The following is a 16,216-nucleotide window of genomic DNA, read 5'->3' as shown; positions in this document are numbered from 1 at the left end:
TAGTGTATACAAAAAGGCCAACATCCATTATATTAAAAGCGCTGAAACCTAAAACAAAAGAATGATGACCATATGAACAATATACTAGAAGCTACACTACAAATCAAAGATGCACACAATGAAGGTGTTACATTCCATTTCTTAGAGAATATTAAAGAAGTATTGCGTGATGAGAGTGGGAAAGTAACTGGTGTAAAGGTTATTACAATGGAACTTGGTGAATCAGATGAAAGTGGAAGAAGATCAACGCATGAAGTGGCAGGTAGTGAACATATTATTCCATGTGACCTTGTCGTTGCAGCAATTGAACAAAAGTAGACTTTAGTGTTCTAGATGAAAGGTAAAAATTTGACTTTCGGTCAACATCAGAATACAATAGAAATGAACTAATAACAGGGGATGCATATTTAGGTCCTCAATCTATCGCAATCGCAATTAAAGGCGGGTGAGAAGTTGCGACAGAAGTACATGAATCGTTTAAAGAAAACACATAAATAACTTGTGGTGCCTTTCGTTTTTTTACTGGGAAAATTAAGGAACTATAGTTATAAATCCTTAAAGATATTAATATATTAACATGCGTATATTTATGGGAAGAAGGTTATGTCATCTATAGTTGTACTTCTGACGATAAGGTTGTTCGTGTACCAAAGGAAATTAAAGGTAAACCTGTTATCGCAATTGGAGAACGTGGTCTTGCGAACTTGAAACATTGTGAGGCAATCGTTTTACCAGATACAGTACGATATATTGGAAAAGGTGCGTTTACGATTGACAATAAGTTAAAGTATGTCCACTTTGGTAAGTCAATAGAAACAGTAGAAGATGATGTTTTCAACTCTGACAGTTCATTAGAATCAGTTGTATTCCCAGAAGGAACAAAGAGTATTGGAACATTAGTATTCTGGGGGACATCATCAATTAAATCTATTACAATTCCAGCAAGTGTAACAGAAATTACAGAATACTTCTATTTTGTGGATAACTGTAACCCAGATGTAGAAATCCATACACCTAAGGGATCAAAGGCAGAAGAAGTAGCTAAAGCAATGCAACTTAAAGTAGTAAATGACTAAAGGGGAATAGTATGAACAAAAAATTACTATCAGGCTTAGGGACTGACCCCAAAAAGTGAGAATTTAATAAAAACACCCTAGGGCTACCGTCTTCGGAATTCAACCGGAGACAGGTAGTCCAATTTTTGTTGGATTCTTTTTTCATTAGGTTCTTCATCAACACTATTTGACAAAGAGCCAAAAGAATCAGGTGATGAACCTGATTCTTTTTTTGTTTGTACATTCTCACCGAGATTACATGATACCGAAGAAACGAGCTGCGATACCAACTGCAAAGAGGGCAAGGATGATTGTGATTGGAGATACTTTTTTCTTAAGCAACCACATGCAAAGGAAAGTAAGGAGAAGTCCCATTAATCCTGGAATCAATGAGTTCAACTGACCTTGAAGCGTTTGTGGTTGAACGCTATCCAAGCTCATACCACTAAGTGCTTGACCAAGAATACCCTTCAATTCTCCACCTGTAACAGCACCTTCTGGGAAGTTGATGTAGGCACCTTCTGACAATTGTTTACCTGGAAGGTTGATAGTGAAGTTGATGGATACCCAACGTTGTACAAGAACGGCAAGGATGAACATACCAAGGATAGAAGCTCCTTTAGTGATGTCTTTCAAGATACCACCTGACATATCTTTAGTGATTTCAGATCCAGCCTTGTAACCAAACTCTTGTGTATACCATAGGAAAGACATACGGATTGCATTCCATCCAAAGAAGAAGAGAAGTGGTCCAACGATGTTACCAGTTGCAGCAAGTGATGCACCAAGGGCACCAAGGATCGGACGTACTGTAAACCAGAAGACTGGGTCACCGATACCAGCAAGAGGTCCCATCATACCAATCTTAACACCTTGGATAGCAGCGTCATCGATTTCAGTACCGTTAGCGCGTTCTTCTTCAAGTGCAAGAGTAACCCCCATGATTGGAGCAGCTACGTATGGGTGAGTGTTGAAGAACTCAAGGTGACGCTCAAGAGCAGCAGCTTGGTCTTCTTTAGTAGTGTAAAGTTTCTTGATAGCTGGGATCAAAGAGTAAGCCCAACCCAAGTTTTGCATACGTTCGTAGTTCCAAGAACCTTGAAGGAATTGTGAACGCCACCAAACTTTTTGGCGATCTGATTTTGATAATTGAATTTTTTCAGCCATGATTGTTCCCCTTTCTAGTAGTCTTCTAGGATATCACCAATTGGATCGTTAGAAGTTGCAGCTCCTCCGCCACCGTTTCCGCCTTGTTTAGAAAGGTTGAGGTAGATGAAGGCAAGGGCAACACCGATGACACCAAGGGCAATCAAAGTCAATTGAGAGATTGCTGCAAGAGCAAAACCGATAGCAAAGAATGGCCATACTTCACGAGTAGCCATCATGTTGATAACCAAAGCGTAACCAACGGCAACGACCATGGCACCACCGACAGCCATACCACCTTTAAGCCATTCTGGCATAAGTTCCAATACGCCTTGAACGGCTTCAGTTGGCATTGCAAGCAAGAGTGCAGCTGGGATAGCAATACGTAGACCTTGAAGAGCAAGGGCAAAGTAGTGAGCACGCTCAACAGCTGCAATGTTACCTTCTTTAGCAGCAGCGTCTGCAGTGTGAACCAAACCAACTGAGATTGTACGTACAATCATAGTCAAGAAAAGTCCAGCTACGGCAAGAGGGATTGCAGTTGCAGTTGCGACTGCGATACCTTCAGTAGTAAAGTTACCACCCTTAATCATGATGATTGCAGCGGCAACAGAGGCAAGAGCAGCGTCAGGAGCTACGGCAGCTCCGATGTTAGCCCAACCAAGGGCAATCATTTGAAGTGATCCACCAAGCATAACTCCTGCTTCGAGGTTACCAGTTACAAGACCGATGAGGGTACATGCAACGATTGGTTGATGGAATTGGAATTGGTCGAGGATACCTTCAAGACCTGCGAAGAAGGCAACAACTACAACCAAGATAGCAGAAATGATTGAAATATCTGACATGGTTTTATTCCTTTTCTATTTAGTTTTAATTATTGAACGTTAGCTTTGCTAATCAAGTCAAACAAATCTTTTTTCGTGTCGTTTGGTACTTTACGTACGTCAAATTCAACACCAAGGTCACGCATTTTTTCAAATGTAGCAACGTCGTCTTTGTCCATTGACAATACGTTGTTGACCATTGTTTTACCAGTTGAGTGAGCCATTGATCCAACGTTAAGAGTTTTGATTGGCACACCACCTTCGATAGCACGAAGGGCATCTTGTGGTGTTTCAAACAAGATAAGGGCATGTGTTTCACCAAAGCGAGGATCTTTAGCAACCTCAATCAATTTTTTGATTGGCACAACGTTAGCCTTCACTCCGTTAGGAGCCGCTTGTTTGATCAATTCTTTACGAAGGTCGTCGTTAGCTACGTTATCTGAAGCAACGATGATACGGTTAGCTTTTGAATCTGGTGTCCAAGCAGTTGCGACTTGCCCGTGAAGGAGACGTGTGTCAAGACGTGCAAGGTTGATTTTCAACTTACCGTCTCCGATAACTGTTCCTTCTGGGATAGCAGCTTGGGCTACAGGAGCAGCTGCAGCAGTTGCAACTTCCTCAGCTGGATTTAGCTCTTCTGGAAGAGCCTTGATGCCATCTTTGGCCTCTTTAATGATGTTTGCAGCGACTTTATCCACTCCAGCATTAGCATCCATCAGGCGCTCTGTGTAGGCTTGAATCAACATCGGCAAGTTAAGTCCTGTGATGATGGCAAATTTACGCTCAGGATTTTCTCCCATTACGCGGCTAGCTTGGTTAAATGGAGATCCACTCCAAAGGTCAGCCAAGACTAGAACCTCATCTTCTGCGTCAAATGCAGCCACAGCATTGTTGAATTTGGCGTATAAATCATCTGGACCTTCGTTTGGCATAAAGGTTACAACTTGAACCTTTTCTTGTTCACCAAAGATCATAGATCCTGACTGATGAATACCCGCGGCAAATTCACCGTGGCTCGCAATAATGATTCCGATACTCATTATTGTCATTCCTCCTTATAAAATGTTTGACTTGTAGTTTAAGAAAACTTTAAGACTCCTTAAGTATAAATCGTTTTCAGAAAAAAAGCAACTAATTATAATAAAGAGTGAAAAAAATCTCAAAGTTTCATCTTTGCAAATATTGATATATCAACTTTTTATAAAATCGTCTATAAAATGGTAAAAAAATTTAATATAAAAAGTGGTAGTGCAGAAGTGGACCAACCAAATCTCGGTAACTTAGTTCCAGCCTCTTTTACTTCACTCAACCATTGGATGCTGAAAGAATGTGGATAGAAAAATGACGTTTTCTTTAATGGTGTTATTGAGCATTTAAAAAAGAACTTTAAGTTCGATTAGTTGCTATGCCAAAATTTTATTGCTAAAAAACGAGGTGGGGTCTACTGTCCCTACCTCGTTTTATTATTTATTATTTATCTTAATGAGTAAAGTCTAGAACCATGCGACCTTGGATGGTACCAGCAGCCATTTCATCAAAGACAGCAATGGCATCTTCGACAGGACGTTTTTGAACGACTGGAACAACGAGACCTTCAGCACCAAATTGGAAAGCTTCTTCCAAATCTTTACGTGTTCCAACTAGGGAACCGATGACCTGAATACCATCAAGAACCGTTTTAACGATGCTTAGATCCATCATTTCTGAAGGGAGTCCGACAGCTACTACACGACCGCCTGCACGAACAGAGTCAACTGCTTGGTTGAAGGCAACTTTTGATACAGCTGTTACGACAGCTGAGTGAGCACCGCCGTTTGTTTTTTCTTTGATAAGCCCTGGGACATCTTCGACTTCAAGACCATTAATAACGATATCAGCACCAACTTCTTTAGCTAGAGCAAGTTTATCGTTGTTAATATCTACTGCGATAACGTGAGCGTTGAATACTTTTTTAGCATATTGAACAGCTAAGTTACCAAGTCCTCCAGCACCATAGAGTACAACCCATTGGCCTGGCTCAACTTTTGCTTCTTTGATAGCCTTGTAGGTGGTGACACCGGCACAAGTGATTGAAGAAGCTTGGGCTGGATCGAGACCTTCTGGAACTTTAACGGCATAATCTGCAGTTACGATACATTGTTCTGCCATACCACCATCAACTGAGTAGCCAGCATTTTTTACTGAACGGCAAAGAGTTTCGCGTCCAGTTGTACAGTATTCACACATACCACAGCCTTCAAAGAACCAAGCTACGCTGACGCGGTCGCCAACTTTTAGGCTCTTAACATCAGGAGCGATTTCTTTTACGATACCAATCCCTTCGTGACCGAGAACACGTCCTGGAACTTTTCCAAAGTCACCATGGGCAACGTGGAGGTCTGTGTGGCAAACACCACAGTACTCAACTTCAACAAGTGCTTCCCCAGTTTCGAGCGGACGGAGCACTTTTTCTTCAATAGCAACACCAGTGCCTTCTGGATTTACAACAACAGCTTTCATAGCTATCCTCCTTGATGATTCGTTGAGGTGCAGTGGAAAAGGGGCTTGGCTTGAGAGGTTTTCAAGTGAAGTCGAATTTGAACTGCCCTCTTATTTACTTATATGTAAAGTATATCACGATATTTACTATAGTACAATGGTTTTGAGGTAAAAAACCATGTAATCGCTTAACCGGTTGATGAGACTGTGAAAATTGAACAATAAATATTGGAGTACAAGAGAAGGAATACCTATAAACCTGAGAATAGTTTGGTATGTATCGACTTCCCGAAATTACCAGCAAATTTTCTGAGTTCCTTCTCGAGGGGATTTTGGTATAATATAGAAAGCAATTGATCTTTCTAGTAAGAGAATTTAGAGTGAGAGGTATCTATGTCCCCTTCTATTCAGTTATTAAAAAACCGTTATTTAAAAAATATCAAAGAAAATCCTGACCTCTACATCGGTATTGAGTTGGAGTTTCCTATCGTTCATGTAAATGAGCAAGCGACAGATATTGAAGTCAGTAAGGACTTGATGCGCTTTTTGGTGGATGCTCTCCATCTGGAAGTTGAAAAAGAGGACCAGGATGGCAATCCAATTCAACTTGTAGAACCAAAGAGTCAGGATCGGATTCTGTTTGAGGTTTCCTACACAACCTTGGAGTTTGCCTTTGGCAGAGCCCAGAATATCCAAGAGATCCAAGGACGATTTCAAGCCTATATGAAGGTCATTCAGGAAAAACTAGGCGAAAAGGATCATGCTATCCAGGGCTGGGGGATTCACCCAAACTGGGATATCAATGACAATCGACCTGTGGCTTATCCACGCTACCAGATGCTGATGGATTACCTACATATGGGAAGTCGCCAAGAGAGAGTTAATTTGCATGACTTCCCACAATATGGAGCTTTTATCTGTGGGAGTCAAGTTCAGTTGGATGTATCGACTGCTAACTACCTACGTGTCATCAATGCTTTTACTCAGATTGAAGCAGCAAAAGCTTACTTATTTGCCAATTCTGAGTTTTCGGGAGCAGACTGGGATACTCGGATTTCACGAGATATCTTTTGGGAAGAATCCATGCATGGAATTTATCCAGAGAATGTTGGTGTCAATACCAGACTCTTTAAAGATGAGGATGATTTCTTTGATTATTTAGACCATTCTGCGATTTTCACATCAGAACGAGATGGAGAAACCTATTATTTTTCTCCGATTCAAGCTAGAGATTACCTAGCTACTGACGAGATTCATGCTTATACTCTAAATGGGAAAGAAACTCTTCTTGTTCCTCTAGAAAAGGATTTCCAAACGCACCGTAGCTACCAATTCCAAGATTTAACAACACGAGGAACGGTCGAATTTCGTAGTGTTTGTACACAGCCGCTAGACCGAACCTTTGCTTCAGCAGCCTTTCATCTAGGTTTGTTGGTGAATCTAGACAAGCTTGAAGCTTACCTAGAAACAGCTTCTTTCTTTGAAAGTTTTGGTCGTGACTACAAGTCTTTGAGACGTCAGTTTTCTAAGAAACAGCTTTCAGATGAGGAGATAGCTGGGATTGTCCAGTTCTCCAAAGACTTGCTAGCTATAGCAGAGCAAGGTCTTAAGATGAGAGATCAGCAAGAAATGACCTATTTAGAGCCTTTGAAAGAAAAATTGACTCTATAATTTTCTTATAAAGGGAGAATTTTCTGAAAAATCATGTTATAATGGATGAGACTATAGATAAAGGATAGAGATTTATGACATTAGTTTATCAATCAACGCGTGATGCGAAAAATACAGTAACAGCCAGCCAAGCGATTTTGCAAGGTTTGGCAACAGATGGAGGCTTGTTTACTCCAGTTAGCTATCCAAAGGTGGACTTGGATTTTGGCACATTGAAAGACGCTTCTTACCAAGAAGTAGCTAAGCTTGTCTTGTCAGCTTTCTTGGATGACTTTACAGCAGAAGAGTTGGACTACTGTATCACCAACGCCTATGACAGCAAGTTTGATACACCAGCAATTGCCCCTCTTGTAAAACTTGATGGCCAATACAACTTGGAACTTTTCCACGGTTCAACCATTGCCTTCAAGGATATGGCCTTGTCTATCTTGCCTTACTTTATGACAACGGCAGCTAAGAAACACGGCTTGGAAAACAAGATTGTCATCTTGACAGCGACGTCTGGAGATACTGGGAAAGCTGCTATGGCAGGATTCGCGGATGTTCCAGGTACTGAAATTATCGTCTTTTATCCAAAAGACGGTGTCAGCAAGGTACAAGAGTTGCAAATGACCACTCAAACTGGGGACAATACCCATGTTATCGCCATTGATGGAAACTTTGACGATGCTCAGACAAACGTGAAACATATGTTCAATGATGTGGCTCTTCGTGAGAAATTGGCAGCCAACAAGCTCCAGTTCTCGTCAGCTAACTCTATGAATATTGGTCGTTTGGTACCACAGATTGTCTATTATGTTTATGCCTACGCTCAGCTTGTTAAAACTGGCGAAATTAATGCTGGTGAAAAAGTAAACTTCACAGTACCGACAGGAAACTTTGGAAATATCATGGCTGCCTTTTACGCTAAACAAATCGGCCTACCAGTCGGCAAGTTGATCTGTGCTTCAAATGACAACAATGTCTTGACAGACTTCTTTAAAACTCGTGTCTATGACAAGAAGCGTGAGTTTAAGGTAACCACTAGTCCATCTATGGATATCTTAGTGTCTTCAAACTTAGAGCGCTTGATTTTCCATCTTTTGGGAAATGATGCGGTTAAGACAGCTGAACTTATGAATGCTTTGAACACTCAAGGTCAGTATGAGTTGACAGATTTTGATGAAGAAAACCTTGACCTTTTTGCAGCTGAGTATGCGACGGAAGCAGAAACTGCAGCAGAAATCAAGCGTGTTTATGAGTCAGATGCTTATATTGAGGACCCTCATACAGCAGTTGCTTCGGCCGTATATAAAAAATACCAAGCGGGGACAGGTGATGTGGCTAAGACCGTAATTGCTTCAACAGCTAGTCCTTATAAATTCCCAGTAGTTGCAGTAGAAGCTGTAACAGGGAAATCAGGCTTGACCGACTTTGAAGCTTTGGCTCAGTTGCACAAAATTTCAGGAGTGGCAGTGCCACCAGCAGTTGATGGCCTCGAAACAGCTCCGGTTCGTCACAAGACAACTGTTGCAGCGGCAGATATGCAGGCAGCAGTAGAATCTTATCTAGGACTTTAAAACAGAGGAAGTAAACTCGGTTGGGCAACTAACTGAGTTTCTTTTCATCAGGAGGAAGGATTGTTTAAGAAAAATAAAGACATTCTCAACATAGCCCTGCCAGCCATGGGTGAAAATTTCTTGCAGATGCTCATGGGCATGGTGGATAGCTATCTGGTGGCCCATCTGGGCTTAATCGCCATTTCGGGTGTGTCTGTAGCGGGTAATATCATCACCATTTACCAGGCTATTTTTATTGCTTTGGGAGCAGCTATTTCCAGCGTCATTTCAAAAAGTTTGGGGCAGAAGGACCAGTCTAGACTAGCCTACCATGTGACAGAAGCGCTCAAGATAACCTTGCTTTTGAGCTTGATTTTAGGGTTCTTGTCCATCTTTGCCGGTCGAGAGATGATTGGTCTTTTGGGGACAGAAGCGTCTGTAGCTGAGAGTGGAGGACTATACCTAGCTTTGGTCGGTGGGACAATTGTTCTCTTGGGCTTGATGACTAGTCTGGGTGCCTTGATTCGTGCCACCCACAATCCGCGTCTTCCCCTTTATGTGAGTCTTTTATCCAATGCCTTGAATATTCTCTTTTCAAGTCTAGCTATTTTCATCCTTGATATGGGCATAGCTGGTGTAGCCTGGGGAACCATCCTATCTCGTTTGGTTGGGGTTGTGATTTTATGGTCACAATTAAAACTTCCATATACGAGACCAAGCTTTGGACTGGACAAAGACTTACTGACTTTGGCTTTACCTGCAGCGGGAGAACGTCTCATGATGCGAGCTGGAGATGTGGTCATTATTGCCTTGGTTGTTTCTTTCGGAACTGAGGCAGTCGCAGGAAATGCTATCGGTGAAGTCTTGACTCAGTTTAACTATATGCCAGCCTTTGGTGTTGCTACAGCAACAGTCATGCAGGTAGCTCGAGCAGTTGGAGAAGATGATTGGGCAAGGGTAGACAACTTAAGTAAGCAAACTTTTTGGCTATCCCTCTTTCTTATGTTGCCCTTAACTCTTAGTATCTATGCTCTCGGAACGCCCCTAAGTCACCTCTATACCAGCAATCCTGTGGCTATTGAAGCCAGTGTTATGGTGACGCTGTTCTCTCTACTAGGAACTCCTATGACGACGGGAACAGTCATTTATACAGCTGTCTGGCAGGGTTTGGGAAATGCACGCCTCCCCTTTTATGCGACAAGTATCGGAATGTGGTGTATCCGTATCGGAACAGGGTATCTGATGGGAATTGTTCTTGGATGGGGCTTGCCTGGTATTTGGGCAGGAACGCTTTTGGATAATGGTTTTCGCTGGTTCTTCCTGCACTATCGTTATAAGCAATATATCTCTTTGAAAGGATGACATATGAAAAAAATTGGATTTATCTGGGATTTAGATGGGACCTTGTTGGACTCTTATGAGGCTATTTTAGCAGGAATCGAAGAGACTTTTGACCAGTTTGACATTCCTTATGATAAGGCTGAGGTTCGTGCCTTTATTCTACAAACTTCCGTTCAAGATCTGTTGGAAAAGGTGGGAGAAGAAAGAGGCTTGGATGCAGATATGCTCAATCAGGTTCGTGCTCAGAGCTTGGCTGAGAAGAATGCTCAAGTTGTTCTGATGCCAGGGGCGCGTGAAATCTTAGCTTGGGCAGATCAGCAAGGGATTGAGCAGTTTGTTTATACCCATAAAGGGGACAATGCTTTTACAATTTTGGAGAATTTGGGTTTGGCCCACTATTTCACAGAAATTTTAACCAATCAAAGTGGCTTTTCTCGGAAGCCTAGTCCAGAAGCTGCGATTTATCTTATAGATAAGTATGAACTAGATCCTCAGCAAACTTATTATATCGGTGATCGGACTTTGGATATCGAATTTGCTCAAAATAGTGGGATTCAGAGTATCAATTTTCTTGCCTCACCTGCAACTTGTAATCAACAGATAGAGCGTTTAGAAGATATTAGTTCGCTTTCCTTCTAGAATTTTCTTCAAGAAGAATGTGTCAGCCTGATGACAGGAAACTAACAAACTATTTCAAGTAATGTGATTTGTTACAACGAATGTACAGTTCTGTTAAATAGCCCCAAAAGGGCTTTTTTTCTATTTTCTTTGTGTTATGATAGACAGGTACTACATTTGAAAAGGAGTTTGAATAGTATGAAGAAAAGAATTATTTTAGCATCAACAGTAGCATTATCTTTTGCCCCTGCCTTGGCAACTCAAGCAGAAGAATTAGTGTGGACAGCGCGTAGTGTTGAGCAAATTCAAAACGATGTTACCAAGAGTGAGAATAAAACAAGCTATACGATTCAGTATGGTGATACCTTAAGTACCATTGCCGAAGCTTTGGGAGTGGATGTGACCGTTCTTGCTAACTTGAACAAGATCAGCAATATTGATTTGATCTTCCCTGAGACAGTCCTTACAACAACTGTAAATGAAAAAGAAGAAGTGACAGAGGTTGAAATTCAAACCCCTGATACAGTTCAAGGAGGCGAAGGTACAACTGCAACAGCAGATTTGACAACCAACCAAGTCACTGTAGATGACCAAACTGTACAGGTTGAAGATTTAACTCAACCAGTTGCAGAAACAACTGTAGCTGAGCCAGTGGCAGAAGCAACAACAGAAGCTGTTACAGAAGTTGCAACACCAGCAGAAGAATCTGCAGCAGAAACAACAACAGGAGCCACTACAGAAGTTGCAACACCAGCAGAAGAATCTGCAGCAGAAACAACAACAGGAGCCGTTACAGAAGTTTCAGCACCAGTAGAAGAGCCGGTCGCAGAAACACCTGTAGTGGAAGAAACGACTACAACAGAAGCACCAGTTACAGAGACTGTAACAGAGACTCAATCAGCACCATCAACTTATCAAGCTGAAGCAAGCCAAGGTTCATCAGCGACTTATGCAGCACCAGCAGCACCTGATTATGCAAGTATTGCAGCTTCAAAATCAGAAAATGCAGGTCTTCAGCCACAAACGGCTGCCTTTAAAGAGGAAGTAGCTAATTTGTTCGGAATCACGTCATTTAGTGGTTACCGTCCAGGAGATAGTGGCGACCACGGAAAAGGTCTTGCCATTGACTTTATGGTTCCAGTAAGCTCTGCTCTTGGGGACCAAATTGCAGATTATGCTATCCAAAATATGGCTAGCCGTGGCATCAGCTACATCATCTGGAAACAACGTTTCTATGCACCATTCGATAGCAAATACGGACCAGCCTACACTTGGAATCCAATGCCAGATCGTGGAAGCGTTACAGAAAACCACTATGACCACGTACACGTATCGATGAACTAAGAATAATGAGAAGTTGGGAACTTGAGTTTCCGCTTCTTTTTTTGTTATGACACACTTTATAAGTGAAATAAAATCTAAAACACGATATAATGTAAGCGGATACAAGGTTATGCTAACGATTTTAAGCATAGAAAGAAAGGATGATAAGGATGACAAACCGATTAAAAACTCCATTTGAGAAAACAAGAGATGATTTTGAACAGGAATTTACTGGAGAAATTGTTGAACTCTTGATTTTTACCCTCCAAAATGTAAATGGAGCTGCTTCTTTAAAAGATGGGTGTCTAATACCGTCCGTTCATTTTAAAGCTAGTGTCAATGTCGAAACTCAGGACTTCTCTGAACTTGAAGGACGTTTGGAATGGCTCTTGACACAAGAAGAATTTGAAGAAAAGCATTGGGGATTTAGTTTTGAACCCTACAAAATTCACCGCATTAAGTGTCAAAAACGCCCCTTCATGGAGCTAGAGCCTTATATGTCAGAAGTAGCTAATAACTGCTACCACTTGCTGGAATACCTAGATGATCAATCCTCAGACTCTAGGTTAGAGACCTTGATTGAAGCCTATCAAAAACCGGTCATCATTCAAGACGATCTAGGCGAATTCACCTTAAACAGAGCCTATTCTTGGTTTGAAGGATTTATCCCTTACGAGGGTGGTAAGATTCATGCTATCTTTGCTGCGAGTACAGATGAAAGTCTCCCTCCAAGTTCTTTTGATGATCTAAAGAAATTTATGGGATCTTTCCAAGTTCAAGATGCTAAGATTAAAGACTATATCGTCAAAGAACTGTGGGAAACAGCTCAAGACTGGATTGATTCAGATGAAAATGATGTGGAGTTAACAGAAGAGTATTTTACCAACTCACTTTCCTTGAGTGAACTATCGATCAACGAAGATGGCGAATTGACCCTCTACTATGATGATCGTGAAGAAATTTTTGCAGGCCATGCCATCGAAGTTGTCATTGATAAAGAGGGAGAAATCCTTCGAGCAGATTTGGTAGGTTAGTGCTGGATTTTGTCTAGAATATAAAAGTAATAGCCTTTTGGGATTGAAACCAAGAGGCTATTTTTCGTGAGTAAGCAAAATAGTTGCGTTTTTAATCTTTCTGCAATATACTTGATAAGTCAATAGTTGACAAATCAAGTTTACGCAGGGAGGTAGAAATGAAAAAAATTAACGACTTATTGTACCAGCTCCATTTAACAGATCAGATGATCACTCAACTTTTTAAGAAACAATTGGGAATTAGTTTGACCCGCTATCAAATCCTGCAGTTTTTACTGCAACAGTCACCCTGCAACCAGATTGCCGTTCAGGAGAAGTTAAAGATTGACCAGGCGGCCTTGACCCGTCATTTTAAGATACTAGAGTCAGAGGGCTATGTCAGTCGCAAGCGTAATCCGGCCAATCAGCGAGAAGTCTTAGTTGAATTAACCCAAGAAGCCAAGAATCAACTCTTGGTTAATCCGCCTCAACGTCACCTGAAGGTGAAGGAACAGATGGAGAGCATCTTATCGACTGGTGAGCAAAAAGAACTGACAACCTTACTGACAAAACTAGTCTCAGGTTTAGAAAAAATAGAATTTTAAGGAGAAAACGATGTCAACCATTACTACTATTTTAGCAACCCTTGTTGCTCTAGAGCATTTTTATATCTTTTATTTGGAGAGTATGGCAACCCAATCAGATGCAACCAGCCGAGTCTTTAATATGGACAAGGAAGAGTTGACTCGCCCCTCTGTCACCTCACTGTTTAAAAACCAAGGAATTTATAATGCCTTGATTGGGGTATTTCTTATTTATGGAATTTATTTCTCACATAGCTTAGAAATCGTAACAATCTTTGTGTTGTTTGTCGTAGGAGCAGCGACTTATGGTGCCTTAACAGCAGATAAAAAAATCATTCTAAAGCAAGGCGGACCAGCAATCCTAGCACTCTTGAGTATCCTTTTCTTGAGATAAAAATAACCAGCACTTTCTATTGAAGGTGCTGGTTTTAATCATTCACATTAAACTTTTCTCCGCTTGATTTCGAGTAATCTTTGATAGAAGAAGAATTGACTACTATAGATATAAGGGAAAGAAGGGATGCTCGCAATTCCAAAGCTGATCCAGATAAGAAGATACCATGGTAGGAGTTGTAAATCAAGTACGAAGCGTTGGAACTTATAGCCTTTCATAAGGAAGCGACTAGTTTTGAGTACGCGACTTGGCTTGGCAATTCCAATTGCAAGGGTATCACAAAGGAGCAGCTCTACTTGGGAATAAGCGTAGTATTGCGGCAGATAGGCAATGGTTCCCAAAATCATCAGAAAGACGCTACCAAAGAAGTAAAGTGCAAAAGTAAGTAGGAAGTGTTCGATATCTGAATTGGTGACGTCGACAGCTGGAAATTCGGGATGAAGTTCTACAAATTTACGAGCCATGGCACTGCTATAAAAGAGCAAGTAGACTCCAAAAAGATTAGGGATGCTCCACAAAAAGAGATAGAAACGCTTGAGCAAGAGAGTCAGAAAGGTCTGGGTGAAGAAGCGATTGTCAAGTAAGGACAGACTATCTTTAAAAGAAAGCTCTATCTCGGAAATTCTGTAAAGATTAATGGTTGTAAACAGAGCACCAGCTAGGATAATAGAACTTGTGAATCCAACTGCTAGAGGAAAGAGTGAGGACTGGATCAAGCTCATCAAAAAAGTAAAGAAGGATTGATCAAGAATTCCCTCATCAAGTAGGGATAACGGACTTATGAAGCTGGATAGAATCAGGAAAATGCTTGGTAATAAAAAGACAAGCAATAAACGTGGATGTTCAGCTTGAAACTGTTTAGCTTGTTGACGAACTTCTTTTAAATCAATTTTTGGGTATTTCATTCTTTCATTATACCATAGTTCGTGACAGTTCCTGTTTTTTTTGATAGAATCATACAGTATGCCCTTGGGCACAAAGTAAGAACTGGGACTGTCTTTCCCAGCTTCGGAGGTAAAAAATGTCAGATTCGCCAATCAAATATCGATTGATTAAAAAAGAAAAACACACGGGAGCTCGTCTGGGTGAGATTATCACGCCACACGGAACCTTCCCAACCCCTATGTTTATGCCAGTAGGGACTCAAGCAACGGTCAAGACTCAGTCGCCAGAAGAATTGAAAGAGATGGGTTCAGGAATTATCCTATCCAACACCTATCACTTGTGGCTTCGCCCTGGAGATGAGTTGATTGCTCGAGCAGGTGGGCTTCATAAGTTCATGAACTGGGACCAACCTATCTTAACGGATAGTGGCGGTTTCCAAGTATACTCTCTAGCGGATAGTCGTAACATCACAGAAGAAGGGGTAACGTTTAAGAACCACCTCAATGGTTCTAAAATGTTTCTATCACCTGAAAAAGCCATCTCTATCCAAAACAATCTAGGGTCAGACATTATGATGTCCTTTGACGAATGTCCTCAATTTTATCAGCCTTATGATTATGTGAAGAAGTCAATCGAACGTACCAGCCGTTGGGCTGAGCGTGGATTAAAAGCTCATCGTCGTCCACATGACCAAGGTTTGTTTGGGATTGTACAAGGTGCAGGATTTGAAGATCTTCGTCGTCAGTCAGCTCATGACCTTGTCAGCATGGACTTCCCAGGATACTCTATCGGAGGGTTGGCAGTAGGTGAAACTCATGAAGAGATGAACGCAGTTTTGGACTTCACCACTCAACTCCTTCCTGAAAACAAACCTCGCTACTTGATGGGAGTGGGAGCGCCAGATAGCTTGATTGATGGGGTTATTCGTGGGGTCGATATGTTTGACTGTGTCTTGCCGACTCGTATCGCTCGTAACGGAACTTGTATGACTAGCCAAGGACGTTTGGTTGTCAAAAATGCCCAGTTTGCGGAGGACTTTACCCCACTTGATCCTGAGTGCGATTGCTACACATGTAAGAACTACACCCGTGCCTACCTTCGTCATTTGCTCAAGGCTGACGAAACCTTTGGCATCCGCTTGACAAGTTACCATAACCTCTACTTCTTGCTCAATCTCATGAAGCAGGTCCGTCAGGCTATTATGGATGACAATCTCTTGGAATTCCGTGAGCATTTTGTTGAAAAATATGGCTACAATAAATCAGGTCGTAATTTCTAAGATTATCAATCTAAAGCTGAAATCCTAAGTTTTCTCTTAGGATTTTTCTTCTTTTTTTGATAAA

General features: G+C 41.4%; 16 protein-coding genes. 11 read left to right on the top strand and 5 right to left on the bottom strand.

Translation table 11 applies throughout. The features are described from left to right. Positions 1-72 precede the first annotated feature (72 nt). Together ADM33_RS00265 and ADM33_RS00260 are read left to right on the top strand one after the other, a co-directional pair. Positions 73-318, top strand: coding sequence for a hypothetical protein (locus tag ADM33_RS00265; protein WP_004238875.1), 246 nt, complete (start codon positions 73-75; stop codon positions 316-318). 338 nt (positions 319-656) lie between these two features. Then, positions 657-1,076: a leucine-rich repeat domain-containing protein gene (locus tag ADM33_RS00260; protein WP_223339927.1), complete on the top strand. Its 420-nt coding sequence runs from the start codon at positions 657-659 to the stop codon at positions 1,074-1,076. A gap of 234 nt (positions 1,077-1,310) precedes the next feature. On the opposite strand, the gene ADM33_RS00255 is transcribed toward ADM33_RS00260, so the two are convergent. From ADM33_RS00255 to adhP, 4 genes are all read right to left on the bottom strand, one after another. Then, positions 1,311-2,222, bottom strand: a complete 912-nt coding sequence (locus tag ADM33_RS00255; RefSeq protein ID WP_049502678.1) for a PTS system mannose/fructose/sorbose family transporter subunit IID — start codon at positions 2,220-2,222, stop codon at positions 1,311-1,313. A gap of 14 nt (positions 2,223-2,236) precedes the next feature. After that, positions 2,237-3,049 (bottom strand): PTS mannose/fructose/sorbose transporter subunit IIC, encoded by an 813-nt coding sequence (locus ADM33_RS00250; RefSeq protein ID WP_006151319.1) that lies wholly within the window; start codon positions 3,047-3,049, stop codon positions 2,237-2,239. 29 nt (positions 3,050-3,078) lie between these two features. Continuing rightward, positions 3,079-4,068 (bottom strand): PTS sugar transporter subunit IIB, encoded by a 990-nt coding sequence (locus ADM33_RS00245; RefSeq protein WP_049502677.1) that lies wholly within the window; start codon positions 4,066-4,068, stop codon positions 3,079-3,081. A 439-nt stretch (positions 4,069-4,507) separates the two neighbouring features. Beyond that, positions 4,508-5,527 (bottom strand): alcohol dehydrogenase AdhP, encoded by a 1,020-nt coding sequence (adhP, locus tag ADM33_RS00240; RefSeq protein WP_049502676.1) that lies wholly within the window; start codon positions 5,525-5,527, stop codon positions 4,508-4,510. Positions 5,528-5,899: 372 nt separating this feature from the next. Here adhP and ADM33_RS00235 point away from each other — a divergent pair, with 372 nt between their 5' ends. From ADM33_RS00235 to ADM33_RS00200, 8 genes are all read left to right on the top strand, one after another. Beyond that, positions 5,900-7,177 (top strand): glutamyl-tRNA synthetase, encoded by a 1,278-nt coding sequence (locus ADM33_RS00235; RefSeq protein WP_049502675.1) that lies wholly within the window; start codon positions 5,900-5,902, stop codon positions 7,175-7,177. A gap of 74 nt (positions 7,178-7,251) precedes the next feature. Then, positions 7,252-8,736: a threonine synthase gene (thrC, locus tag ADM33_RS00230; protein ID WP_049502674.1), complete on the top strand. Its 1,485-nt coding sequence runs from the start codon at positions 7,252-7,254 to the stop codon at positions 8,734-8,736. Between the two features lie 60 nt (positions 8,737-8,796). Continuing rightward, positions 8,797-10,077, top strand: a complete 1,281-nt coding sequence (locus tag ADM33_RS00225) for an MATE family efflux transporter (RefSeq protein WP_000473992.1) — start codon at positions 8,797-8,799, stop codon at positions 10,075-10,077. A gap of 3 nt (positions 10,078-10,080) precedes the next feature. Then, positions 10,081-10,695 (top strand): HAD-IA family hydrolase, encoded by a 615-nt coding sequence (locus ADM33_RS00220; RefSeq protein ID WP_000719439.1) that lies wholly within the window; start codon positions 10,081-10,083, stop codon positions 10,693-10,695. 177 nt (positions 10,696-10,872) lie between these two features. Further along, complete coding sequence (locus ADM33_RS00215; RefSeq protein WP_049502673.1) at positions 10,873-12,018, top strand: LysM peptidoglycan-binding domain-containing protein; 1,146 nt, start codon at positions 10,873-10,875, stop codon at positions 12,016-12,018. Between the two features lie 149 nt (positions 12,019-12,167). Further along, positions 12,168-13,031, top strand: a complete 864-nt coding sequence (locus tag ADM33_RS00210) for a DUF2262 domain-containing protein (protein ID WP_049502672.1) — start codon at positions 12,168-12,170, stop codon at positions 13,029-13,031. A 158-nt stretch (positions 13,032-13,189) separates the two neighbouring features. Beyond that, on the top strand, positions 13,190-13,615 hold the full coding sequence (locus tag ADM33_RS00205) for a MarR family winged helix-turn-helix transcriptional regulator (protein WP_000723486.1): 426 nt from the start codon (positions 13,190-13,192) through the stop codon (positions 13,613-13,615). Positions 13,616-13,625: 10 nt separating this feature from the next. After that, positions 13,626-13,988 carry a DUF1304 domain-containing protein gene (locus tag ADM33_RS00200; protein ID WP_049502671.1) on the top strand — a complete coding sequence of 121 codons (363 nt, stop codon included), beginning with the start codon at positions 13,626-13,628 and terminating at the stop codon, positions 13,986-13,988. Positions 13,989-14,035: 47 nt separating this feature from the next. Here the strand turns inward: ADM33_RS00200 and ADM33_RS00195 are convergent, their stop codons facing one another. After that, positions 14,036-14,893, bottom strand: coding sequence for a DUF975 family protein (locus ADM33_RS00195; RefSeq protein ID WP_049502670.1), 858 nt, complete (start codon positions 14,891-14,893; stop codon positions 14,036-14,038). Positions 14,894-15,009: 116 nt separating this feature from the next. On the opposite strand from ADM33_RS00195, the gene tgt reads away from it, so the two are divergent. After that, positions 15,010-16,152: a tRNA guanosine(34) transglycosylase Tgt gene (tgt, locus tag ADM33_RS00190; protein WP_004250663.1), complete on the top strand. Its 1,143-nt coding sequence runs from the start codon at positions 15,010-15,012 to the stop codon at positions 16,150-16,152. Positions 16,153-16,216: the final 64 nt, after the last annotated feature.

Origin of the sequence: Streptococcus oralis (assembly GCF_001075875.1) — a bacterium.
Lineage (GTDB): Bacteria > Bacillota > Bacilli > Lactobacillales > Streptococcaceae > Streptococcus > Streptococcus oralis_I.
Note: the sequence above shows the minus strand (reverse complement) of the source record. Positions and strands in the feature narration are given on the sequence as shown.

Bases quoted from the DNA above. Each gene is read 5' to 3' on its own strand.
- ADM33_RS00245 (WP_049502677.1), bottom strand. From the start codon at position 4,068: ATGAGTATCGGAATCATTATTGCGAGCCACGGTGAATTTGCCGCGGGT.
- adhP (WP_049502676.1), bottom strand. From the start codon at position 5,527: ATGAAAGCTGTTGTTGTAAATCCAGAAGGCACTGGTGTTGCTATTGAA.
- ADM33_RS00250 (WP_006151319.1), bottom strand. From the start codon at position 3,049: ATGTCAGATATTTCAATCATTTCTGCTATCTTGGTTGTAGTTGTTGCC.
- ADM33_RS00235 (WP_049502675.1), top strand. From the start codon at position 5,900: ATGTCCCCTTCTATTCAGTTATTAAAAAACCGTTATTTAAAAAATATC.
- ADM33_RS00205 (WP_000723486.1), top strand. From the start codon at position 13,190: ATGAAAAAAATTAACGACTTATTGTACCAGCTCCATTTAACAGATCAG.
- ADM33_RS00255 (WP_049502678.1), bottom strand. From the start codon at position 2,222: ATGGCTGAAAAAATTCAATTATCAAAATCAGATCGCCAAAAAGTTTGG.
- ADM33_RS00215 (WP_049502673.1), top strand. From the start codon at position 10,873: ATGAAGAAAAGAATTATTTTAGCATCAACAGTAGCATTATCTTTTGCC.
- ADM33_RS00210 (WP_049502672.1), top strand. From the start codon at position 12,168: ATGACAAACCGATTAAAAACTCCATTTGAGAAAACAAGAGATGATTTT.
- tgt (WP_004250663.1), top strand. From the start codon at position 15,010: ATGTCAGATTCGCCAATCAAATATCGATTGATTAAAAAAGAAAAACAC.
- ADM33_RS00195 (WP_049502670.1), bottom strand. From the start codon at position 14,893: ATGAAATACCCAAAAATTGATTTAAAAGAAGTTCGTCAACAAGCTAAA.
- ADM33_RS00200 (WP_049502671.1), top strand. From the start codon at position 13,626: ATGTCAACCATTACTACTATTTTAGCAACCCTTGTTGCTCTAGAGCAT.
- thrC (WP_049502674.1), top strand. From the start codon at position 7,252: ATGACATTAGTTTATCAATCAACGCGTGATGCGAAAAATACAGTAACA.
- ADM33_RS00265 (WP_004238875.1), top strand. From the start codon at position 73: ATGAACAATATACTAGAAGCTACACTACAAATCAAAGATGCACACAAT.
- ADM33_RS00220 (WP_000719439.1), top strand. From the start codon at position 10,081: ATGAAAAAAATTGGATTTATCTGGGATTTAGATGGGACCTTGTTGGAC.